Source organism: Kitasatospora sp. NPDC101235, from assembly GCF_044767505.1.
Lineage (GTDB): Bacteria > Actinomycetota > Actinomycetes > Streptomycetales > Streptomycetaceae > Kitasatospora.
Genome location: NZ_JBIWNZ010000030.1, coordinates 1 through 21604 on the forward strand (window position 1 = coordinate 1; position 21604 = coordinate 21604).

The 21604-nt window shown below is 73.6% G+C and carries 18 protein-coding genes and 1 riboswitch; of the genes, 6 read left to right on the top strand and 12 right to left on the bottom strand.

Annotation, left to right across the window (positions count from 1 at the left end; all coding sequences use genetic code 11):
• Positions 1-96: 96 nt before the first annotated feature.
• The gene (gene cobN / locus ACIRRH_RS35050) at positions 97-3726 is read right to left on the bottom strand and encodes a cobaltochelatase subunit CobN (RefSeq protein ID WP_403075585.1); all 3630 of its coding nucleotides are present in this window, start codon (positions 3724-3726) and stop codon (positions 97-99) included.
• A complete protein-coding gene (locus tag ACIRRH_RS35055) occupies positions 3723-3899 on the bottom strand; it encodes a hypothetical protein (RefSeq protein ID WP_403075588.1) in 177 nt (58 codons plus the stop codon). Before ACIRRH_RS35055 ends, cobN begins: the two co-directional genes overlap by 4 nt.
• 47 nt (positions 3900-3946) lie before the next feature.
• Positions 3947-4032: riboswitch (cobalamin riboswitch) on the bottom strand.
• 180 nt (positions 4033-4212) lie between these two features.
• On the opposite strand from ACIRRH_RS35055, the gene ACIRRH_RS35060 reads away from it, so the two are divergent.
• Genes ACIRRH_RS35060 through ACIRRH_RS35070 form a run of 3 tightly spaced genes read left to right on the top strand, consistent with a single transcriptional unit; the run spans position 4213 to position 7663 of the window.
• On the top strand, positions 4213-5526 hold the full coding sequence (locus tag ACIRRH_RS35060) for a hypothetical protein (protein ID WP_403075590.1): 1314 nt from the start codon (positions 4213-4215) through the stop codon (positions 5524-5526).
• Positions 5523-6149, top strand: coding sequence for a precorrin-8X methylmutase (locus tag ACIRRH_RS35065; protein ID WP_360338504.1), 627 nt, complete (start codon positions 5523-5525; stop codon positions 6147-6149). Before ACIRRH_RS35060 ends, ACIRRH_RS35065 begins: the two co-directional genes overlap by 4 nt.
• On the top strand, positions 6146-7663 hold the full coding sequence (locus tag ACIRRH_RS35070; protein WP_403075593.1) for a precorrin-2 C(20)-methyltransferase: 1518 nt from the start codon (positions 6146-6148) through the stop codon (positions 7661-7663). Before ACIRRH_RS35065 ends, ACIRRH_RS35070 begins: the two co-directional genes overlap by 4 nt.
• A gap of 79 nt (positions 7664-7742) precedes the next feature.
• On the opposite strand, the gene ACIRRH_RS35075 is transcribed toward ACIRRH_RS35070, so the two are convergent.
• Positions 7743-9482 (bottom strand): TIGR03767 family metallophosphoesterase, encoded by a 1740-nt coding sequence (locus ACIRRH_RS35075; protein WP_403075596.1) that lies wholly within the window; start codon positions 9480-9482, stop codon positions 7743-7745.
• 399 nt (positions 9483-9881) lie between these two features.
• Between ACIRRH_RS35075 and ACIRRH_RS35080 the strand changes: the two genes are divergently transcribed.
• Both ACIRRH_RS35080 and ACIRRH_RS35085 read left to right on the top strand, forming a co-directional pair.
• Entirely contained in the window at positions 9882-11060 is a 1179-nt protein-coding gene (locus ACIRRH_RS35080; RefSeq protein WP_403075598.1) for a cobalt-precorrin-5B (C(1))-methyltransferase, read from the top strand.
• Between the two features lie 185 nt (positions 11061-11245).
• Positions 11246-12775, top strand: coding sequence for a UDP-N-acetylglucosamine 1-carboxyvinyltransferase (locus ACIRRH_RS35085; RefSeq protein WP_403075600.1), 1530 nt, complete (start codon positions 11246-11248; stop codon positions 12773-12775).
• 25 nt (positions 12776-12800) lie between these two features.
• Here the strand turns inward: ACIRRH_RS35085 and ACIRRH_RS35090 are convergent, their stop codons facing one another.
• The 6 genes from ACIRRH_RS35090 to ACIRRH_RS35115 all read right to left on the bottom strand — a co-directional run bounded on the left by ACIRRH_RS35090 (position 12801) and on the right by ACIRRH_RS35115 (position 17380).
• Positions 12801-13307, bottom strand: coding sequence for a protein phosphatase (locus ACIRRH_RS35090; RefSeq protein WP_403075602.1), 507 nt, complete (start codon positions 13305-13307; stop codon positions 12801-12803).
• 85 nt (positions 13308-13392) lie between these two features.
• Positions 13393-13896, bottom strand: a complete 504-nt coding sequence (locus ACIRRH_RS35095; protein ID WP_403075604.1) for a DinB family protein — start codon at positions 13894-13896, stop codon at positions 13393-13395.
• 100 nt (positions 13897-13996) lie between these two features.
• Positions 13997-14734: a cobalt-precorrin-6A reductase gene (locus ACIRRH_RS35100; protein ID WP_403075769.1), complete on the bottom strand. Its 738-nt coding sequence runs from the start codon at positions 14732-14734 to the stop codon at positions 13997-13999.
• Positions 14734-15495 carry a precorrin-4 C(11)-methyltransferase gene (gene cobM, locus ACIRRH_RS35105; RefSeq protein ID WP_224278408.1) on the bottom strand — a complete coding sequence of 254 codons (762 nt, stop codon included), beginning with the start codon at positions 15493-15495 and terminating at the stop codon, positions 14734-14736. The genes ACIRRH_RS35100 and cobM overlap by 1 nt, the downstream gene beginning before the upstream one ends.
• Entirely contained in the window at positions 15492-16781 is a 1290-nt protein-coding gene (gene cbiE / locus ACIRRH_RS35110) for a precorrin-6y C5,15-methyltransferase (decarboxylating) subunit CbiE (protein ID WP_403075606.1), read from the bottom strand. Before cbiE ends, cobM begins: the two co-directional genes overlap by 4 nt.
• 161 nt (positions 16782-16942) lie before the next feature.
• The gene (locus ACIRRH_RS35115; RefSeq protein WP_403075609.1) at positions 16943-17380 is read right to left on the bottom strand and encodes a gamma-glutamylcyclotransferase family protein; all 438 of its coding nucleotides are present in this window, start codon (positions 17378-17380) and stop codon (positions 16943-16945) included.
• Between the two features lie 131 nt (positions 17381-17511).
• Here ACIRRH_RS35115 and ACIRRH_RS35120 point away from each other — a divergent pair, with 131 nt between their 5' ends.
• Complete coding sequence (locus tag ACIRRH_RS35120; protein WP_403075612.1) at positions 17512-18585, top strand: EamA family transporter; 1074 nt, start codon at positions 17512-17514, stop codon at positions 18583-18585.
• A 150-nt stretch (positions 18586-18735) separates the two neighbouring features.
• Here ACIRRH_RS35120 and ACIRRH_RS35125 read toward each other — a convergent pair whose 3' ends face one another.
• The 3 genes from ACIRRH_RS35125 to ACIRRH_RS35135 form a co-directional block, all read right to left on the bottom strand.
• On the bottom strand, positions 18736-19299 hold the full coding sequence (locus ACIRRH_RS35125; RefSeq protein ID WP_363391404.1) for an EF-hand domain-containing protein: 564 nt from the start codon (positions 19297-19299) through the stop codon (positions 18736-18738).
• 180 nt (positions 19300-19479) lie between these two features.
• Positions 19480-19890: a cytidine deaminase family protein gene (locus tag ACIRRH_RS35130; protein WP_403075616.1), complete on the bottom strand. Its 411-nt coding sequence runs from the start codon at positions 19888-19890 to the stop codon at positions 19480-19482.
• Positions 19891-19934: 44 nt separating this feature from the next.
• Positions 19935-21593, bottom strand: coding sequence for a dipeptide ABC transporter ATP-binding protein (locus ACIRRH_RS35135; protein ID WP_403075619.1), 1659 nt, complete (start codon positions 21591-21593; stop codon positions 19935-19937).
• Positions 21594-21604: the final 11 nt, after the last annotated feature.

The following is a 21604-nucleotide window of genomic DNA, read 5'->3' on the forward strand; positions in this document are numbered from 1 at the left end:
TTCAGCGAGAAGACACGATCACGCAAAGGCCGCCCAGCTGTCAGGCGAACGACGAACCCCGCCAAGAGATGATCTTGGCGGGGTTAATAGTCAAGCTCAGTCCTCGCCGCCCTCCAGGTCCCCCTCGGTCTCCAGGAACGCGGCCTGCAACTGCTCGATCAGCTCCGGGTCCGGCTGCTCCCACAGCCCGCGGCTCGCCGCCTCCAGCAGCCGCTCGCTGATCCCGTGCAGCGCCCACGGGTTGGCGCCCGCGAGGAACTCCCGGTTGACCGGGTCGAGGACGTACTCCTGGGTCAGCTTCTCGTACATCCAGTCCGCGACCACGCCCGTGGTGGCGTCGTAGCCGAACAGGTAGTCCACCGTCGCGGCCATCTCGAAGGCGCCCTTGTAGCCGTGGCGGCGCATCGCCTCGATCCAGCGCGGGTTGACCACCCGGGCGCGGAAGACCCGGGCGGCCTCCTCGGTCAGGGTGCGGGTGCGGACCGTCTCCGGGCGGGTCGAGTCGCCGATGTAGGCGGTCGGGGCCTTGCCGGTGAGGGCGCGCACGGTGGCCACCATGCCGCCGTGGTACTGGAAGTAGTCGTCCGAGTCGGCGATGTCGTGCTCGCGGGTGTCGGTGTTCTTCGCGGCGACGGTGATCCGCTTGTAGGCGGTCTCCATCTCCTCGCGCGCCGGGCGGCCGTCCAGCCCGCGGCCGTACGCGTAGCCGCCCCAGACCGTGTACACCTCGGCCAGGTCGGCGTCGGTGCGCCAGTCCCGGCTGTCGATCAGCTGGAGCAGGCCCGCGCCGTAGGTGCCCGGGCGGGAGCCGAAGACGCGGACGGTGGCCTTGCGTTCGTCGCCGTGCACCGCGAGGTCGGCCTGCACGTGGGCGCGGACGTAGTTCGACTCCGGGGACTCCTCCTGGGCGGCGGCCAGGCGCACCGCGTCGTCCAGCAGGGCGACCACGTGCGGGAAGGCGTCCCGGAAGAAGCCGGAGATGCGCAGCGTGACGTCGATGCGCGGGCGGCCCAGCTCGGCCGGCGGGATCGGCTCCAGGCCGGTGACCCGGCGCGAGGCGTCGTCCCAGACCGGGCGGACGCCGAGCAGGGCGAAGGCCTCGGCGATGTCGTCGCCGGCGGTGCGCATCGCGCTGGTGCCCCAGAGCGAGAGCCCGACCGAGGGCGGGTAGGCGCCGTCGTTGTCCGAGCGGTAGCGCTCGATCAGCGAGGTGGCGAGCGCCTGGCCGGTCTCCCAGGCGAGCTTGCTGGGGACGGCCTTCGGGTCGACGGAGTAGAAGTTGCGGCCGGTCGGCAGCACGTTGACCAGGCCTCGCAGCGGCGAGCCGGACGGGCCGGCCGGGACGAATCCGCCCTGGAGCGCGTGCAGCACGGCGTCCAGCTCGTCGGTGGTGGCGGCCAGCCGCGGCACCACCTGGGTGGCGGCGAAGGCCAGCACCTCGCGGACGGGCTCCTGGACGGCCTCCGGCAGCCCGGCGACGACCTTGCCGACCGCCGCGGGCGCCCAGTCCTCCGCCTCCATCGCCTCGACCAGGGCGCGGGCCTGCTCCTCGGCCGCGTCGGTGGCGCCCAGGGTCAGCGCCGCTTCGTCGAGGCCGAGCGCCTCGCGCAGGCCGGGCAGCGCGCTGACGCCGCCCCAGATCTGCCGGGCGCGCAGGATGGCGAGCACGATGTTGACCCGGTCGGTGCCGGCCGGCGCCTGGCCGAGCACGTGCAGACCGTCGCGGATCTGGGCGTCCTTGACCTCGCAGAGCCAGCCGTCGACGTGCAGCAGGAAGTCGTCGAAGCCGTCGTCCTCGGGGCGCTCGTCCAGGCCGAGGTCGTGGTCGAGCCTGGCGGCCTGGATCAGGGTCCAGATCTGGGCGCGGATGGCCGGCAGCTTGGCCGGGTCCATCGCGGCGATGTTGGAGTGCTCGTCCAGCAGCTGCTCCAGGCGCGCGATGTCGCCGTAGGAGTCGGCGCGGGCCATCGGCGGGACGAGGTGGTCGACGAGTGTGGCGTGGGCGCGGCGCTTGGCCTGGGTGCCCTCGCCCGGGTCGTTGACCAGGAAGGGGTAGATCAGCGGCAGGTCGCCGAGGACGGCGTCGGGGCCGCACTCGGCGGACAGCGCGGCGGTCTTGCCGGGCAGCCACTCCAGGTTGCCGTGCTTGCCGAGGTGGATCACGGCGTGGGCACCGAAGCCGCCGTCCTCCTGGGCGGCCTCGATCCAGCGGTAGGCGGCCAGGTAGTGGTGGCTCGGCGGCAGGTCGGGGTCGTGGTAGATGGCGACCGGGTTCTCGCCGAAGCCGCGCGGCGGCTGGATCAGCACGAGCAGGTTCCCGGAGCGGATCGCGGCCAGCACGATGTCGCCGTCGGGGTTCTGCGAGCGGTCGACGTACAGCTCACCGGGGGCCGGGCCCCAGTGCTCCTCGACCTGCTCGCGCAGGCCCTGCGGGAGGGTGGCGTACCAGCGGCGGTAGTCGGCGGCGGGGATGCGCACCGGGTTGCGGGCCAGCTGGTCCTCGGTGAGCCAGTCCTGGTCGTAGCCGCCGGCCGCGATCAGGGCGTGGATCAGCGCGTCGCCCTCGTGCCCCTCGTCCTCGGTGCCGGTGTGGAAACCGGGCAGGCCGTCGCCGAGGTCCATGCCCTCCGCGCGCAGCCGCTCCAGCAGCCGCACCGCGCTGGCCGGGGTGTCCAGGCCGACGGCGTTGCCGACCCGGGAGTGCTTGGTCGGGTACGCGGACAGCACCAGGGCGAGGCGGCGCTCGGCGGCCGGCACGTGCCGCAGGCGGGCGTGCCTGACGGCGGTGCCGGCCACCCGGGCGGCGCGCTCCGGGTCTGCGGCGTAGACGGTGAGGCCGTCCTCGTCCAGCTCCTTGAAGGAGAACGGGACGGTGATCAGGCGGCCGTCGAACTCCGGGACGGCGATCTGGGTGGCGGTGTCCAGCGGGGACAGACCGTCGTCGCTGCCCTCCCACTGGGCGCGCGACCAGGTGAGGCAGAGCGCCTGGAGGATCGGGCGGTCGAGTCCGGCCAGCGCGCCCGCGTCCCAGGCCTCCTCGTCCCCGCCGGCCTGGGCGTCGGCCGGGCGGGTGCCGCCGGCGGCGAGCACGGTGGTGACGATCGCGTCCGCCTCGCCGAGCGCGGCCAGCAGCTCGGGCTCGGCGCCGCGCAGCGAGGCGCAGTAGTAGGCCCGGGCCCGGGCGCCCTGGTCCTCGACGGCCCGGCAGAGCGTCTCCACGAAGGCGGTGTTGCCGCTCATGTGGTGGGCGCGGTAGTAGAGAACCGCGACCGTCGGGCCATCGGACGTACGGGCCTCGCGCTCCAGCGGGCCCCAGGCCGGGGCGGAGGCGGGCGGGGCGAAGCCGTGGCCGGTCAGCAGCACGGTGTCGGAGAGGAAGGCGCCCAGCTCGGCCAGGTTGGCCGCGCCGCCGTGGGCCAGGTAGGCGTGCGCCTCGGCGGCGATGCCGGCCGGGACGGTGGACAGCTCCATCAGCTGGGCGTCGGGGGCCTGCTCACCCGTCAGCACCACCACCGGGCGGGGGCCGGCCAGCAGGGTGTCCAGGCCCTCCTGCCAGGCGCGGCGCCCACCGAGCAGGCGGACCACGACGAGCTCGGTTCCCTCCAGCAGCGCGGGCAGGTCCTCGGGGGTGAGCCGGGCCGGGTTGCCGAGCCGGTAGCGCACCGGGCCCTCGGAGGCACGGGCGCTGAGCAGGTCGGTGTCGGACGTCGACAGCAGCAGGATCATGCGAAGGCCCTCCCGGCCTCGTCGGTGGCCAGGGTGGCCGGGATCTGGGCCGGGTCGGCCGCTGTGGTGGCCGGGACGGCCGCGCGGTCGACCGGGGTGGTCGTGGCGGCGGCCGGAACGGCCGTGATGGCGGCCGGGGACGCGGGCGCGGGCATGCGACAGCGCTGGAACATTTCTGCCTTCCTCGGGGTCCGCGCCCCGGGCCGGTGGAGGACGGCAGGAGTTCCTGGCTCCCGCGGCCGACCGGTCTACCGGTGAGCCGCGGTCACAGTGGCGGGACCGCACCGGGTTCGCACCGGTTTCCTCCCCTGCGCCGTCGCTGGCGTGTGGGCGGCCCGCGGGGACCGTCCGCCAGCATCGTACGGGGTGCGGCTGACCTGGGGGAGGGTGAGCTTTCGGACGTCCGGCAGGCGGGGCGGCCTGCCGGGCCGGGGTGTGATGCAGCGGACGGAGGCAAGCGATCGGATCATCTGTATGCTCGCCGCCATGCCACCGACACCCGCCGCCGCCGCGCCGGGCGCCGCAGGACCCGACCGGGAGGTGCCCGACCGGGGGCGTGCGGACGCCTGCCCCGGAGCGCTTCGTCTGCATGCGGCCGACGACGGCGCCCTGGCCCGAATCCGCCTCCCCGGCGGCCTGTTGACGGGCCGTCAGGCGCTCGCGCTGGCCGAGGCGGCCGAAGCCCTCGGCGACGGCGAGCTGGAGACCACCTCGCGCGGCAACGTCCAGCTGCGCGGCCTGGCCCCGCACTGCGCGGCCGAGCTCGCCGACCGGCTGCGCGCCGTCGGACTGCTGCCCTCGGACACCCACGAGCGGGTCCGCAACATCGTCGCCTCGCCGACGGCGGGACTGGACGCCGCCGGCGACACCTCCGGCACCGCCGATGTGCAGGCCTGGGTGCGGGAGTTGGACGCACGGCTGTGCGCGAGCGACTGGGCGGCCGGGCTCTCCGGCAAGTTCCTGTTCGCGCTGGACGACGGGCGGGGCGACGTCGCCGCGCTCGACGCCGATGTGACATTGATCGCAGGCCCGGACGGTACCGGGCTGCTGCGCCTCGGCCGCGACGGGCGCGGACACCCGGTCGAGGCCGGGCAGGAGGTCACGGCCGTGCTGGACGCGGCCCGCGCCTTCCTGACGGCACTACGGACGAACGGTCGCAGGGCCTGGCACCTGCGCGAGGTCCCCGAACTGATGCCGGCCGGCTCGGCGCCGCTGCCCGACTTCGCCGGCACCGCGCCCGCCGTCGGCGCGCTGCCCGGCGGGCTCTCGGTGGGACTGCGCTTCGGCCGGGCGAGCGCCGGACAGTGGCGGACGCTGGTCGCCGCCTCGGCCGGTGAGCTGCGGCTGACGCCCTGGCGCGGGGCGGTGCTGCCCGGCGCCGCGGCCGACCGGCTGCCCGCGCTCGCCGCGGCCGGCTTCCGTACCGAGCCCGGCTCGGCCTGGGAACGGGCCACCGCCTGCACCGGGCTGCCGGGCTGCGCCAAGTCGCGGGCCGACGTCCGTGCGGACGCGGCCCGGGCGCTGGACGCCGGCGCCGCGGCGGGAGCCGGTGCCGGCCCCGCCGGTGTTCTGCCCGTCCACTGGTCGGGCTGTGAACGGCGCTGCGGCCACCCGGCCGGGCGGTGGGTGGACGTGCTCGCCACGGGGCGCGGCTACCGGGTGACGGTGAACGGGACGGGGCCCGGTGCGGCGTCCACCGCGACCGCCGCCGATGCGACGGACGTCAATGCGACGAGCGTCGACGTGACGAACGAGGAGATGGCCGAGGCGGTCGCCGAGGCCAGGAGGACGACGAAGTGATCGAGTACGAGAAGGACGGCGCGTCCATCTACCGCCAGTCCTTTGCCACCATCCGTGCGGAGGCCGATCTGGCCGCCCTCCCGGCGGACGTCTCCCAGGTCGCGGTGCGGATGATCCACGCCTGCGGGATGGTCGACCTGGTCGAGGACCTGGTGTACTCGCCCGGCGTGGTCGCCTCCGCGCGCGCCGCGCTGCACGCCGGTGCGCCCATCCTTTGCGACGTCAACATGGTCGCGAGCGGCGTCACCCGCAAGCGGCTGCCCGCCGACAACGAGGTGATCTGCACCCTCACCGACCCGTCGGTGCCCGAACTCGCCCGGAAGATGGGCAACACCCGCAGCGCCGCGGCCATGGAACTGTGGCTGCCCCGGCTGGAGGGCGCGGTGGTCGCCGTCGGCAACGCGCCGACCTCGCTGTTCCGACTGCTGGAGATGATCGAGGCGGGTGCGCCGCGACCGGCCGCGGTGATCGGCGTCCCGGTCGGCTTCATCGGCGCCGCCGAGTCCAAGCAGGCCCTGGCCGAGCACCCGTCCGGCCTGGAGCACCTGGTGGTGCGCGGCCGGCGTGGCGGCAGCGCGATCGCCGCCGCCGCCGTCAACGCGATTGCGAGCGAAGAAGAGTGACGGATCAGCAGAGGGCCACGGGTCGGCTGTACGGCGTCGGGCTCGGCCCGGGCGACCCTTCGCTGGTGACCGTCCGCGCCGCCGAACTCATCGGCAGGGCCGACGTGGTGGCCTACCACAGCGCCCGGCACGGCCGGTCCATAGCGCGGTCGATCGCCGATCGGTACCTGACTGGTGGTCAGGTCGAGGAAAAACTGGTCTACCCGCTCACCGTCGAGACCACCGACCACCCGGGCGGTTACCGCGGCGCGCTGGACGACTTCTACGAGGAGGCCGCCGCCCGGCTGGCCGCCCACCTGGACGCCGGGCGCGACGTGGTGGTCCTCGCCGAGGGAGACCCGCTCTTCTACGGCTCCTACCAGCACATGCACAAGCGGCTCGCGCACCGCTACCCGACCGAGGTGGTGCCGGGCGTGACCTCGCTCAGCGCGGCCGCCGCCCGGCTCGGGCAGCCGCTGACCGAGGCCGAGGAGACGCTCACCGTCATCCCCGGCACGCTGCCCGAGGAAGAGCTGACGGCGCGGATCGCCGCCGCCGACTCGGCCGTGATCATGAAGCTGGGGCGCACCTTCCCGACCGTCCGCCGGGCCCTGGAGCGGGCGGGGCGGCTGGCGGACGCGCAGTACGTGGAGCGGGCCTTCATGGCGGGGGAGCGGGTCGCGCCGCTCGCCGAGGTCGACGGTGAGACGGTGCCCTACTTCTCGGTCGCGGTGCTGCCGAGCAAGGTCGCGCCGCTGGAGCCGGAGGTCCGGCTCTCGGACGGCGTCGGCAGCGTGACCGTGGTCGGCACCGGGCCGGCCGGACCGCTCTGGCTGACCGCCGAGGCGCGTGGCGCGCTCGCCGAGGCCACCGACCTGGTCGGCTACACCACCTACCTGGACCGGGTGCCCGAGCGGCCGGGGCAGCAGCGGCACGGCTCGGACAACAAGGTGGAGTCGGAGCGCGCCGAGTTCGCTCTGGACCTCGCCCGCCGCGGGCACCGCGTCGCGGTGGTCTCCTCGGGCGACCCGGGGGTGTTCGCGATGGCCACCGCGGTGCTGGAGGTCGCCTGTGAGGAGGCGTACCGGGACGTCCCGGTGCGAGTGCTCCCGGGCATGACCGCTGCCCACGCGGCCGCCTCCCGGGCCGGCGCCCCGCTCGGGCACGACTACGCGACGGTGTCGCTCTCGGACCGGCTCAAGCCCTGGGACGTGGTGGCGAAGCGGCTGCGCGCCGCGGCCGAGGCGGACCTGGTGCTCGCGCTGTACAACCCGGGCTCGAAGTCCCGGACCACCCAGGTCGGGCTCGCCCGGGACCTGCTGCTGGAGTACCGGGCGCCGCAGACCCCGGTGGTGATGGCCCGTGACGTGGGCGGCCCGACCGAGCGGGTGCGGATCGTCCGACTGGGTGAGCTGGACCCGGCGCTGGTCGACATGCGGACCATCCTGCTGATCGGCTCCTCGCAGACGCAGGCGGTCGAGCGGGGCGGCGGCGTGGAGGTCGTCTGGACGCCGCGGCGGTACCCGGAGGAGTGACGGGCGACAGATGACAGCGAACAGATTTCATCATCTGTTCGCTGTCATCTGTTCGCCGTTCTCCGTCCCCCGGAAGCCGTTACCGGGTCGGCTTGGTGATCAGCAGCTCCGTGTTGTGGTCCTCGCCCGCGCCCAGCAGCGCCGTCGGGCGGCCGTTCGGGTCGTTGTACGACAGCTCGCGGTAGAGCGCCGCGAGGTTGGCGTCCGAGGTGCTGCCGAAGTCCGTCCCGTACGGCGCGGAGGACTCGATCAGCGTGGTGAACAGCGAGAGCGTGCCGTCCCCGTTGTCCGCGATCTCGATGATCCGCCCGTGCTGCGGGTAGTCGATGTGCGAGGCGGTGTTGATCTCCCAGAACGCCCGCTCCGGCACCGCGTGGCCGTGCGGCGTGATCTTGTTCATGTGGGTGTGCCCGTTCACCCACGCGACCACGTTCGGGTAGCGCTGGAGCAGCGCCACCAGCTCGTTGCCGTCGTGCCGCCCCTCGAAGATGTTGCGCGGGTCCGGCAGCAGGTTGCCCATCGAGCCGCTGGTGTGGTGGCTGAAGACCAGGATCAGCTCGTCCGTGCTCCCGCCCGTCACCCTGCGCCCGTCGGCGTCGTACCAGTGCCCGCTGTGTGCCTGCAACTGCTGCTCCAGCCAGCGCAGTTGCGCGGTGCCCAGCGAACCGTCGGCGAACCCGGCCTGGTTGGTGGTGTCCAGGCTGATGCCGACCACCTTCTCCGAGATGCGGAAGGTGTAGTAGAGCTTGCCGCTGTTCACCATGTCCGAGGTGAAGCCGTGTCCGTACGGGCCGGCGCCGGTGACCGCCGGGTTCAGGTGGGCCTTGGCGAACTCCTTGAGCGTGAACGGCCGGCGGCGCTCGTCCGGGGTGATCCGGCGCACCGCCTCGCCGCTGGCGATCAGCTTCGCCAGCAGCAGCACGGCGCCCGCCGGGTCGCGGCGCAGCGAGTCCATCAGCTGGCCGGCCGTGGCGTCGTCGCAGCCCTCCAGCTTGTACTGGCCGGTGTACAGGTCGTTCAGCAGCCCGAAGTCCGGCAGCGAGCCCTCGATGCTGTCGTCGTGGTTGCCGACCGTGGTGTACCAGGGCGTGCGCAGGCCCGGTGCGTCGAAGGGACGGCCGGCGGCGGACAGGAAGCCGGGCACCTGCGGGAAGCCCTTCGCCTTGTAGCCGTCGGTGTAGGTGAGTTCGGGGTTCCAGTAGGCGGCGTTGCCGGAGTTCTGCACGCCCTCGTAGCGGCTGGGGTCGCCGGTGCTCTGGGCCAGCCGGCCGCCGCCCATGACCTTGAGGTACCAGTCGAGTTCGGCGAGCTCGTGGTTGTCGGTGTTGTCGCCGGTGGCCATCACCATGCTGAACGGCATCCCGGTGTACGGGCCACCGGCGAGCGAGTTGACCCGCTCGACGAGAGCCGAGACACCGCGGGCGTTCAGGGCCTCCTGCGGCCGGTACGCACTGCCGTTGAGCTTGGCCAGGTACTCGAAGCGCACCGGGGACTCGGTGTCCACCAGGTGCAGGTCACTGAACTGGACGAAGCTGGCCAGGCCGGTCCGGCGGTCGTCCCGTCCGGCGGTCGCCGATGCCAGGTCGCCGCGCACCACCAGCGGCCAGCCCGGCCCGGCCGTCAGGCGCTTGTAGCCGCCGGTGCCGACCGGAGTGGCCACCTGCTCCAGCGTGGTCCCGGTGGTCCTGACCGCCCGCGCGGCTGTCGTGGCCAGCGCCTGGTCGCGCGCCGCGGCCGAGGCGAACTGCGCGCCGCCCAGCGACAAGGCCGACCAGGCCGCGGCCACCGACGTACCGGTGAGGAACGTACGCCGATTCATCCCTGCCACAAAAAACCCCCACATACTGATGGCCCGGCGGGGAAGTCGACCCCGACCGGGCCCACGTGTCATGAACCCGCTTCTGGCGGACCGCCAGATTACTCACTGGTAGGTGTGATGGGCGAGGCCCCTGCGGAGAACTCTTCGGGAAGGCGGGACGCCTCCTCCTTCGCAGCGCGTGCACAGGTGCTGCTCCGGCCCGCGAACGGGTGCGGGTCCTGGTATCTCCACAGGTCGCGCACGGCGCGGTGACCGCCACCCCGGTCGGGCCCCGCCCGGTCGGGTGGGGGAAAATCGGCGACGGCGACCGGTGCGGCCGCCGCAGCGGAGCAGGACGGCGCGGACGCCGTCGGAAACGGGGCGCAGGTGGCCGCAGCGGGAACCGAGACGGGAGCCGGAGTGGGAGGCCGGGCCGGCCAGCTGAAGAGCAGCGGCCTGCGGCCCGGCTGGACGACGGGAGCCTGTGCCACCGCCGCCACCAAGGCCGCGTACACCGCGCTGCTCACCGGAGAGTTCCCGGACCCGGTGGTCATCACCCTGCCCAAGGGCCAGCAGCCCGCCTTCGCCCTCGCCGCCGAGGAGCTGACCGGCGCCGAGGAGCTGACCGGCGCGGAGGGGGTGACCAGAGCGCAGGAGTTGACCGGTGCGGAGCGGCGGCCGGCCGCCGCCATGGCCGGGGTGGTCAAGGACGCGGGCGACGACCCCGATGTCACCCACGGCGCGCTGATCCGTTCGACCGTACGGTCCGGCGAGCCCGGCACCGGGGTGGTCTTCCGGGCCGGTCCCGGGGTGGGGACGGTCACCAAGGCCGGCCTGCCGCTGCCCGTCGGCGAGCCCGCGATCAACCCGGTGCCCCGGCAGATGATCCGGGACGCCGTCGCCGAGGTGGCCGCCGCGCACGGCGGCAGCGGGGACGTCGTGGTCGAGATCTCGGTCGACCACGGCGAGGAGATCGCCCGCTCCACCTGGAACCCCCGGCTCGGCATCCTCGGCGGTCTGTCCATCCTCGGCACGACCGGGGTGGTCGTCCCGTACTCCTGCTCGGCCTGGATCGACTCGATCCGCCGCGGGGTGGACGTGGCCCGGGCGGCGGGGCGCACCCACGTGGCCGGCTGCACCGGTTCGACCTCGGAGAAGGTCGCGGTCGCGGAGCACGGGCTGCCCGAGGACGCGCTGCTGGACATGGGCGACTTCGCCGGTGCCGTGCTCAAGTACCTCAAGCGCCACCCGGTGCCCCGGCTGACCATCGCGGGCGGCTTCGCCAAGCTGTCCAAGCTCGCGGCCGGCCACCTCGACCTGCACTCGGCACGCTCCCAGGTGGACAAGGGGTACCTGGCCGAACTGGCCCGTCGGGGCGGGGCGGACGAGGTGCTGGCCGAAGCGGTCGCGGGCGCCAACACCGCGCTGGAGGCGGTGCAGTTGTGCCGTGCGGCCGGGGTGCCGCTCGGGGACCTGGTTGCCGAGGCGGCCCGGGCGACGGCGCTCGGCGTGCTGCTGGGCTCGCCGGTCGCGGTGGACGTCATCTGCATCGACCGCGCGGGCACCGTCGTCGGCCGGGCGGAGCCGCTCGGGCCGTGAGGTGGTGCGCGCTCCGGAGGGAGCCGCCGGGGCCGTGACATTGTCACGAGTGTCACGACGGCGTGACAACATCACGTGGTGGTGTGAAGAACTGACGTCCATACGGGGCGAGAAGCGGACAAATGGAGCGGCATGTAGGGCCCCTGGTTCTGTCGCCATCTCAACCATGAGATATCGTCTGGCGAGTGACAGGCGACTACCTCACCCGTATCGGCACCCTCATCCGTACCGCGCGCCAGCACCGCGGCTGGTCCCAGGCGCAGCTCGGAGAGGCCCTCGGAACCAGCCAGAGCGCGGTCAACCGCATCGAACAGGGCAAGCAGAACGTCAGCCTTGAGATGATCGCCCGCATCGGCGAAGCCCTCGACAGCGAGATCGTCTCCCTCGGCTACTCCGGCCCGATGCACCTGCGCGTCGCCGGCGGTACCCGGCTCTCCGGCGCGATCGACGTGCGCAGCAGCAAGAACGCCTGCGTGGCGATCCTCTGCGCCTCGCTGCTGACCACCGGCCGCACCACGATCCGCAGCGTCGCCCGGATCGAAGAGGTCTACCGCATCCTTGAGGTGCTCACCAGCATCGGCGTCAAGAGCCGCTGGATCAACGAGGGCCGCGACCTCGAACTCACCCCGCCCGCCGAGCTGGACCTCGCGGCGATGGACGTCGAGGCGGCCCGCCGCACCCGCAGCGTGCTGATGTTCCTCGGTCCGCTGATGCACCGCGCCCAGCACTTCGCCATCCCGTACGCGGGCGGCTGTGACCTCGGCACCCGCACCGTGCAGCCGCACCTGACCGCGCTGCGCCGCTTCGGCCTGGAGGTCGCCACCACCGGCGGTGCCTACCACGCCTCGGTCGAGCCGGGCGCTCCGCTGGACCGCCCGATCGTGCTGACCGAGCGCGGGGACACCGTCACCGAGAACGCCCTGCTGGCCGCCGCGCGGCACGACGGCGTCAGCGTCATCCGCAACGCCTCGCCCAACTACATGGTCCAGGACCTCTGCTTCTTCCTGGAGAAGCTGGGTGTCAGGATCGAGGGCATCGGCACCACCACCCTCACCGTGCACGGCGTCCCGGAGATCACCTGTGACGTCGACTACACCCCGGCCGAGGACCCGGTGGAGGCGATGAGCCTGCTGGCCGCCGCCGTCGTCACCTCCTCCGAGCTGACCATCCGCCGGGTGCCGATCGAGTTCCTGGAGATCGAGCTCGCGGTGCTGGAGGGCATGGGTCTCGACTACGACCGCACTCCCGAGTACCGGGCCCACAACGGCCACACCCGGCTGGTCGACCTCACCGTGCGCCCCTCCAAGCTGACCGCGCCGATCGACACCATCCACCCGATGCCGTTCCCCGGCATCAACATCGACAACGTGCCGTTCTTCGCCGCCATCGCCGCGGCTGCGCACGGCACCACGATGATCCACGACTGGGTGTACGACAACCGCGCGATCTACCTGACCGAGCTGACCCGCCTCGGCGCCGACGTCAAGCTCCTCGACCCGCACCGCGTGCTGGTCCAGGGCCCCACCCGTTGGCGCGCCGCCGAGATGATGTGCCCGCCGGCCCTGCGCCCCGCCGTGGTCATCCTACTTGCCATGCTCGCCGCCCAGGGCACCTCCGTCCTGCGCAACGTCTACGTCATCAACCGCGGCTACGAGGACCTCGCCGAGCGCCTCAACTCCATCGGCGCCCAGATCGAGACCTTCCGCGACATCTGACGGATCGCCATGCTGCTGACCGGCCTCACCCGTCGAGGCCGGTCAGCAGCACGGCAACCTCCAACCCGGTGTTCAGGTAGTCCACGAACACCGGGTTGTTCAGCGCCCAGGGCGAGCGCCGCTGCCGGACCAGCCGGACCGCCTCACCGCTCTCGTGCCCGAGGTCGACCAGCGCCTGCGCCACCACCAGGCCCGAGCGGTTGTAGCCCGAGTGGCAGCGCACCAGCGTGCGCCGGCCCCGCCGGACAGCGGCTGCGGTGAGCTCGGCCGCCTCCTGGACGGCGAGCAGTTGACCGGGGGAGAGAAGGTCGTCGGGCACCTCCCGGACGATGTGCTCCACCCCCGGTGCCGGGCCGTGCCCGGGGAGTGTGAAGAGGCTGACCACCAGGTCGAACTCGGCCCGTACGATCGCGAGTTCAAGCTCGCCGCCGGGCGGGGTGTAGTAGTGCCCGCCCATCCAGAGCCCGGGGACGATCTCGTTCCAGGGCTCGGACGGCCCGGGGGTCCGGCGTTCCTTCTGGTGGGTCCGCACTTCCTGCTCGCTCCCTGTCTGCGACGCCGGCGCCGGTGCTGTCCGTCCTGCGCTGTCCGGTGCCCTCCGGTGCTACACGCCGGTGCTACACGCCGGTGGTGCCGTCGAGGTGCTCGCGGAGGAGGTCGGCGTGGCCGTTGTGGCGGGCGTACTCCTCGATCATGTGGGTGAGGATCCAGCGCAGCGAGAAGACCTCGTCGCCGTAGTGGCCCAGGACGTCCAACGACTCCGCGGCGGCCACGAGTTCCCTGGCGTGGTCGCACTCGCTGCGCCAGATCGTGAAGGCCTCGTCGGGGTCGGCGGTGTCGACGTCGAACTCGGCGAAGGAGCCGTCGGGGTGCGCCCAGAAGCCACGCGCGTCCTCGCCGTTGAGGACGTTGCGGAACCAGCTGCGCTCCACCTCGGCGAGGTGGCGGACCAGCCCGAGCAGGGAGAGCCCGGAGGGTTCCAGCACGTGGGCGCGGAGCTGTTCCGTGGTGAGGCCCGCGCACTTCATCGCGAGAGTGTCACGCTGGTGGTCCAGGAAGCCTGCCAGAGTGGTGCGTTCGTCGGCGGTACGGGGCGTCCGGGTACGCTGATCATCGCTCATCGGACCATCCTGCCCGTCATCCGGCGGGCCCGCCCGCCATTTCCCCGGGGCGGCGAACGGTCACCACGAGCGCGGTGGGCAGTCGTGGTCGCCGGGCCTCCTACCGCAGTTGCTCCAGCCAGCGCAGTGCGCCCGGGACGTCGGGTACGACCGGTACGCCCTCCGGTACCGGCGGGCGCTCCACGATGATGACCGGCAGGCGGAGTCCGCGGGCGGCCGTCAGCTTGGGAGCGGTCGCGGCGCCGCCGCTGTCCTTGGTGACCAGGACGTCGATGTCGTGCTTGCGCAGCAGCGCCTCCTCGCCGTGGACCGTGAACGGGCCGCGGTCCAGCAGGACTTCGAACGAGGGCGGCACCGGGGGCTCGGGCGGGTCCACCGAGCGGGCGAGGAAGTGGACGCCGTCCAGGTGGGCGAAGGCGGCGATGCCCTGCCGTCCGATGGTGAGGAAGACCCGCTCCCCGCGCCGGGGCAGCAGGTCGGCCGCCGCGGCGAGCGAGGGCGCGGGGAGCCAGTGGTCCCCGTCGACGCGGGTGAAGCCGGGGCGGCGCAGCACCAGCAGGGGAACGCCGGTGGCGGCGGCCGCGAGGGCGGCGTTCTGCGAGATGCCGGCGGCGAACGGGTGGGTGGCGTCCACCACCGCGTCCACGCGCTCCGCGCGCAGCCAGTCGGCCAGGCCCTCCGCTCCGCCGAAGCCGCCGATCCGCACCTCCCCGGCGGGCAGCCGGGGTTGGGCGACCCGCCCGGCCAGCGAGCTGGTGACCCGGTGCGCGGTCGGGGCGAGTTCGGCGGCCAGTGCCCGCCCTTCGGTGGTCCCGCCGAGGATGAGCAGGTGCCGCATCACGCCCCGCACGGCTCGTGCGGGCGCTCGCGGTCCGCCGAGTAGAGGTGGCTGTCACGGAACTGCTCGGCGGCCAGCGTGCGGCCGACGATGATGACGGCGGTGCGGACCACGCCCGCGGCCTTGACCTGCTCGGCGATGTCGCCGACGGTGCCGCGCAGCACCAGCTCGTCGGGGCGGCTGGCCATCGCGACCACGGCGGCCGGGCAGTCGGCGCCGTAGTGCGGGAGCAGCTGCTCGACCACGTCGTCCACGTAGCCGGCGGCCAGGTGCAGCACCAGCAGGGCGCCGCTGCGGCCGAGGGTGGCGAGGTCCTCGCCCTCGGGCATCGGGGTGGCGCGCTTGGCGATCCGGGTGAGGATGACGGTCTGGCCGACGGTCGGGACGGTCAGCTCCCGCTTCAGCGCGGCCGCGGCGGCGGCGAAGGCGGGCACGCCGGGGACCACCTCGTACGGCACGCCGGCCGCGTCCAGGCGACGCATCTGCTCGGCGACGGCGGAGAAGACGGAGGGGTCGCCGGAGTGCAGCCGGGCCACGTCCTGGCCGGCCTCGTGTGCGGTGACCAGTTCGGCGGTGATCTGGTCCAGGTTGAGCTGCGCGGTGTCGATCAGGCGGGCGCCGGGCGGGCACTCGTCCAGCAGCTCGCGCGGGACCAGGCTGCCCGCGTACAGGCAGACCTCGGCGCGGGCCAGGATGCGCTGGCCGCGCAGGGTGATCAGGTCGGCGGCGCCCGGGCCGGCTCCGATGAAGTGGACGGTCACGAGGCGTTCTCCTGGCGGGTGTCGGGTTCGGGGGTTTCGGGCTCGGGGGTTCCGGGCTTGAGGACGTCGGGCTCGGGCTTGACGGCGGACCACTGGGTGACCGGCATGGCCTGGCGCCACCCGGTGAAGCCGCCCACCGGGACGGCGTGGGCGACGGTGAGTTTGACGAGTTCCCCGCCGTGGCGCCGGTACCACTCGGTGAGCAGCGCCTCGGACTCCAGCGTCACGGTGTTGGCGACGATCCGGCCGCCCGGGCGCAGCGCGGCCCAGCAACCGTCCAGCAGGCCGGGCGCGGTGAGGCCGCCGCCGATGAACACGGCGTCGGGCGTGGGGAGTTCGGCGAGTGCGGCGGGGGCGGGGCCGGTCACCACGCGGAGTCGGGGAACGCCGAGTTCGGCGGCGTTGCGGGTGATCCGCTCGGCCCGCGCCGGGTTGCGCTCGATGCTGACGGCCTGGCAGTCGCGGTGGGCGCGCAGCCACTCGATGGCGATCGACCCGGAGCCGCCGCCGACGTCCCAGAGCAGTTCGCCGGGGGATGGGGCCAGCGTGGCGAGGGTCGCGGCGCGGACGTGGCGCTTGGTGAGCTGGCCGTCGCTCTCGTACGCGGCGTCGGGCAGGCCGGGGACGAGGGAGGTGTGGGGGCCGTCGCCGAGGTCGACGGCGATGACGTTCAGTGGGTCGCCGGGCGGGTGCGGCCAGCCGTCGGCGGGGCCGTCCAGGTGGCGTTCGGCGGGGGAGCCGAGCTGTTCGAGCACCCGCAGCCGGGCGGTGCCGTGACCGCGGGCGGTGAGCAGCTCCGCGACGGCGGCCGGGGTGGTGGCGTCGGCGCTGAGCACCAGCAGGCGGCGGCCGGGATGGAGGGCGAGGGAGAGGGTGTCCAGCGGCCGGCCGACCAGGCTGACCACCTCGGTGGCCTCCAGCGGCCAGCCGAGCCGGGCGCAGGCGTAGGAGACGGAGGAGGGGTGCGGCAGGACGCGCAGGCGCTCGGCGCCGACGGTCTCGGCGAGGGTGCGGCCGATGCCGTGGAACATCGGGTCGCCGCTGGCCAGGACGGCGACGCGGCGGCCGGCCTGGGCGGCGAGCAGCCCGGGGACGGCGGGGCGCAGCGGGGACGGCCAGGGGATGCGCTCGGCGGTGACCTCGTCGCGGGGGAGCAGGTCCAGCTGGCGGGGGCCGCCGACGACGACCTCGGCCTCCCGCAGCACGGCCCGGGAGCCGACGGCGAGACCGGGCCATCCGTCGGCCCCGATCCCGACGACGGTGATCGGGGGTGGCAGCTCGGGCACCGGGTGGCTCCTCGTCGTTCGATCCTGCGATCCCAGCGATCCTGCTGGCCGGGGCAGCCTACCTGGCGGTATGCGGGCGGTTCGGCGCCGGATCTCGGGGTGACGGATGACAATCGACAGATGACAGATTTCAGATGACAGATTTCAGACTCTGTTCGCTGTTACCTGCCATCCGTCACCCGCCCCCAGTCCCCCGACTCGATCAGTGCCGGCTGCTCCCGCAGCCGCGCCTCGGCCCTCGGCCCGGCGAGGTAGACCCAGGCCGCACGCAGCTCGCCCGTCACCGTCCGCACCGTCGTCCGCCGCCGCACGTACAGCCCGGTCCCGTCCGCCCGGCAGCCCTCCAGCCGGTCCAGAGCCTCCAGGGCTCCGGCGTACGCGCCCGGGCGTACGGTGACGAGCTCGCCCAGGATCCGGCGCCCGGGAGCCGGATCCGGCACCGCGTACGGGAAACCGGGGCCCTCGTGCAGCGCGGCGCCCTCCAGGACCGCCGGCCGGATGTCGGCGCAGCGCCCGGCCAGGTGGACGGCATGATTGCGGCCGCCGCTGCGCAGGGTGCCGTACACGAAGAACGGCAGTGCCTCCTCGGGTGCGGACACGGGTTCGACCTCCTTGCCGGGGAGCGCCCACGGTACGTCCTGTGCCCGATTTCTGATACCGACTGGCGCACCGGGCCGTCCATGCGCTGTCATGTCGGATGTTCGGCCAGCACCGTCCAAGGGGGACACACGTGACATCGTCCGCTTCGCACTCCCAACCGGCCGCGACCCACGGCTCAGGTCCTGACGCCTCTGGCGCCGCCGCCAGAGCCAGGACAACCCCCACCCCGCCCCCGCTCGCCGACGCCGACCCCACCCCCCGCCTGGGCGGCGCGGTCTGGCTGGCCCTCCTCGTGGTCTACATCGTCTGGGGCTCGACCTACCTGGCGATCAGGGTCGCCGTGGAGACGATGCCCTCCTTCCTCTCCGCCGCCGCCCGTTTCATCACCGCCGGCCTGCTGCTGGCCGGCTACCTCCTGGTGCGCCAGGGCCCGGCCGGCCTGAAGGTGACCGGGCGGCAGCTGGCCTCCTCCGCCCTGGTCGGCGTGCTGCTGCTGACCGGCGGCAACGGCATGGTGGTCCTGGGCGAGACCTCCGTCCCCTCGGGCCTGGCCGCCCTGCTGGTGGCCGCGGTCCCGCTGTGGATGGTGGTGCTGACGGCGTTCGGCGGGGAGCGCCCGAGGGCGGCCGAGCTGGCCGGGGTGCTCCTCGGACTGGTCGGTCTCGGCGTCCTGTCGGCCCCGGCGATCAGCGGGTCGATCGAGCCGGCCGGTGTGATCCTGATCATCAGTGCCACCCTGCTCTGGGCGACCGGCTCCTTCGTGAGCAAGAAGATCCCGATGCCGGGCAACGTGCTCGCCGCGAGCGCCTACCAGATGCTGGCCGGCGGCCTCGGCAACCTGCTGGTCGGACTGGGCCGCGGCGAGCAGCACGGGCTGGACCTCGGGGCGATCTCCGGCCGGTCCTGGCTGGCCCTCGCCTACCTGGTGCTGTTCGGCTCGCTGCTCGCCTTCACCGCGTACGCCTGGCTGCTGCGCTCCGCCCCGCTGACCCTGGTGGCCACCTACGCGTACGTGAACCCGGTGGTCGCGGTGCTGCTGGGTTGGCTGATCCTGGCCGAGCCGCTGACCGGCCCGACCCTCGCGGGCGGTGCGATCGTGGTGGCGGGCGTCTGTCTGGTGGTGAGCGTCAGCCGGCGCCCGGGCCGCTCGTCGCGCGCCGGGAGTCCGGCCCGCCTGGCGAAGGGGCCGTCCGCCCGTAGGTGAGCACGACGTTCCCGGGCAGCAGCCGGCCCTCACCCTGCCCGAGGTGGTGGCCGTCGACGACCTCTCGGCGCCGGTCGACACCGTCGTCGAGGGGATCGTCCCGGCCGCCTGATCGGGACGACCCCCACCGCGGGCCGCTGGACGTGCGGCTCAGAAGGTGCGCGGCGGCTTGCCCGTCCACCAGTTGCCGGGCGCGTCCGGGTCGCGGCTGGTCCAGAACTCGATGATGGCGTCGGTGAACTCGGCCGCGGAGAGCACCCCGTCGCCGTCGGTGTCGAGGTGGCGGAAGGCCTCGTCGGCGTCGTCGCGGGAGAGGCCGGCGAAGTGGCCGCGCTGGAAGACGAAGAACTCGCCGGCGTCCACCGTCCCGCTGCGGTCGGCGTCGGCGACGGCGAGGAAGGCCTCGGCGAGCGCGCCGAGGATGTCGCGCGCGGCCTCCGGGTCGTCGGCGAGCGAGCCGGTCGAGGTGACGAACTGCTCACGGGTGATCGCCTGGGTGCCGGCGGGCAGCCGGGCGAGGTGCAGGTCGTGCCAGGTCGTCAGGTAGGCGCGGACGATCACGGCCTCCGCCTCGGAGCCCTCCTGGTGACCGAGTGAGCGGGCCACCGAGAGGCCCATCAGGACGTGGTCCCGCTCGGTCAGCAGGCCGTCGCCGTCGGCGTCGAGGTGATCGAAGCCGTGGTTGATCTTTGCGATGAGCAGGTCGTCCGACAAATGTGCCCCCTCGGTTGGTGATTCCTTGCCCGGGTCTCCTACGTCACATCGCCTGCACGCTAGCGCCTTGAACCGGACCGGCGCAGCCGAACGAACGTCGGGCGACCTGCTGGTTCACTCCTGCGCCGCCCGCCGGGCCATCCGCGGATCACCCGCCGGGCCGCCCGCCGAGCCCCGCGTTCAGTTCTCCTGGTGGTCGGCCCAGACGTACGCCCCCGGCAGCAGGGCCGACACCGGTACGGTCTGCAGCTCCGGCCCCTGCCGGACGATGACGGCCACCTCGGGGAAGTAGTCCAGCAGCACCTGCCGGCACCGCCCGCACGGCGGGATCACCCCGCGTTCCCCCTCGCCCACGGCCACCACCGTGGTGAGCTCGTACGCCCCCTGGCCGGCCGCCGCGCCGATGAGCACCAGCTCCGCGCACGGCCCGCCGGTGAAGTGGTAGGCGTTCAGCGCGGTGACGATCCGCCCGTCGGCATTGCGCCCGGCTGCCGCCACGGTGTGGTTGTCACCCCGCGCGTACCGCCGTGCGACCTCCAGGGCCGCCTCCACGAGCTCCTCATCCACGGTTGCCCGGTCGCTGCTGGACATCGTTGTCGCACCTCTCCGATCGTGTCCTACGGGCCTCGATCATCTCAGGGCACCGCCGCCAGCAGCTCCCTCGTGTACTCGGTGTGCGGAGCCGCGAACAGTTGGTCCCGGTCGGTGGACTCGACCAGCCGGCCCCGGTGCATCACCGCGACCCGGTCGCAGAAGTGCCGCACCACGGCGAGGTCGTGGGAGACGAACAGGAAGGCGACGCCGAGCCGTTCGCGCAGCTGCATCAGCAGGTTGAGCACCTGGGCCTGCACCGACACGTCGAGCGCGGAGACCGGCTCGTCGGCGATGATCAGGCGCGGCTGAGGGGCCAGCGCCCGGGCGATGCCGATCCGCTGGCGCTGGCCACCGGAGAACTCGTGCGGGTGGCGGTCCAGATGCCCGGCCTCCAGCCCCACCTGCTCCAGCAGCTCCACCGAGCGCTCCCGACGTTCGGCCGGGCCCAGCGAGGTGTGCAGGCGCAGCGGGGTGTCCAGGGTCTGGGCGACGGTCCGGCGCGGGTTGAGCGAGGCGTACGGGTCCTGGAAGACCAGCTGGATCTCCCGGCTGAGCCGCTTCCGCAGCTCCCGGTCCGGCCGGGTGACGTCCTGTCCGTCGTACAGCACCCTTCCGCCGGTGGGCTGTTGCAGGCCGGCCAGGACCCGCGAGGTGGTGGACTTGCCGGAGCCGGACTCGCCGACCAGACCGAGCGTCTCGCCGGGCGCGATCCGCAGACCGACGCCCTCGACCGCCCGGACCGGTTCGGCCCGCAGGCCGGGGAAGCGCCGGCGCCCGGGGAAGTGCACGGACAGGTCGTCCGCCTCGACCAGCCACCGCTCGGGACGCTCGACGGTCCGCGGCCGGAACGTCCGTGACGGCGCCGGCTCGTCGACCGTCGGCAGGGCGGTGCCCGGCACCGAGTCCAGCCGGAGCGCAGCGCCCACCAGCGCCCGGGTGTACGGCTCGCGCGGGGCGGCCAGCAGCTCGGCCGTCGGCGCGGACTCGATCCCGACCCCGCCGCGGAGCACCAGCGTGCGGTCCGTCGTCCCGGCGACCACGCCCAGGTCGTGGCTGACCAGCAGCACAGCCGTCCCGTGCTCGCGCTGCAACTCGCCGAGCAGGTCGAGGACCTGCCGCTGGACGCGGGCGTCCAGGGCGGTGGTCGGCTCGTCCGCGATGAGCAGTCGCGGGTCGTTCATCAGCGCCATCGCGATCATCACGCGCTGGCGCATGCCGCCGGAGAACTGGTGCGGGTAGTCGCGCGTCCGGGCAGCCGGGATGCCGACCCGGTCGAGCATCTCGGCCGCCCGCCGGCCCGCCTCGGCCCGGCCCGCACCCGGGTGGTGCAGCCGGTACATCTCGGCGAGCTGGGCGCCCACGCCGTGGAAGGGGCTGAGCGAGGTGAGCGCGTCCTGGAAGACCAGCGCGGCCCTTCCGCCGCGCACCCCGCGCAGCGCGGACTCCTCGGCGTCGACCAGCTCCTGCCCGGCCAGCCGGATCGAGCCGGTGACGGTGGTGGTGCGCGGGTCGTGCAGGCCGAGGACGGCGAGCCCGACGGTCGACTTGCCGGAGCCCGACTCGCCGACCAGGCCCAGGACTTCACCGGGCGCGAGGTCGAAGGAGAGGCCCCGGACGGCGGTCACCGGCGCGCCACCACGCGGGTCGGCGAAGGTGACGGTCAGGTCGCGGACACTCAACACCGGCTCAGCGCTCTTCACACCGGTGCTCT

Excerpts from the sequence above, each read along its gene's own strand:
- cobN (WP_403075585.1), bottom strand. The coding sequence starts at position 3,726 with ATGATCCTGCTGCTGTCGACGTCCGACACCGACCTGCTCAGCGCCCGT.
- ACIRRH_RS35095 (WP_403075604.1), bottom strand. The coding sequence starts at position 13,896 with ATGAGCGATGATCAGCGTACCCGGACGCCCCGTACCGCCGACGAACGC.
- ACIRRH_RS35130 (WP_403075616.1), bottom strand. The coding sequence starts at position 19,890 with ATGTCCAGCAGCGACCGGGCAACCGTGGATGAGGAGCTCGTGGAGGCG.
- ACIRRH_RS35055 (WP_403075588.1), bottom strand. The coding sequence starts at position 3,899 with ATGTTCCAGCGCTGTCGCATGCCCGCGCCCGCGTCCCCGGCCGCCATC.
- ACIRRH_RS35075 (WP_403075596.1), bottom strand. The coding sequence starts at position 9,482 with ATGAATCGGCGTACGTTCCTCACCGGTACGTCGGTGGCCGCGGCCTGG.
- ACIRRH_RS35060 (WP_403075590.1), top strand. The coding sequence starts at position 4,213 with ATGCCACCGACACCCGCCGCCGCCGCGCCGGGCGCCGCAGGACCCGAC.
- ACIRRH_RS35100 (WP_403075769.1), bottom strand. The coding sequence starts at position 14,734 with ATGCGGCACCTGCTCATCCTCGGCGGGACCACCGAAGGGCGGGCACTG.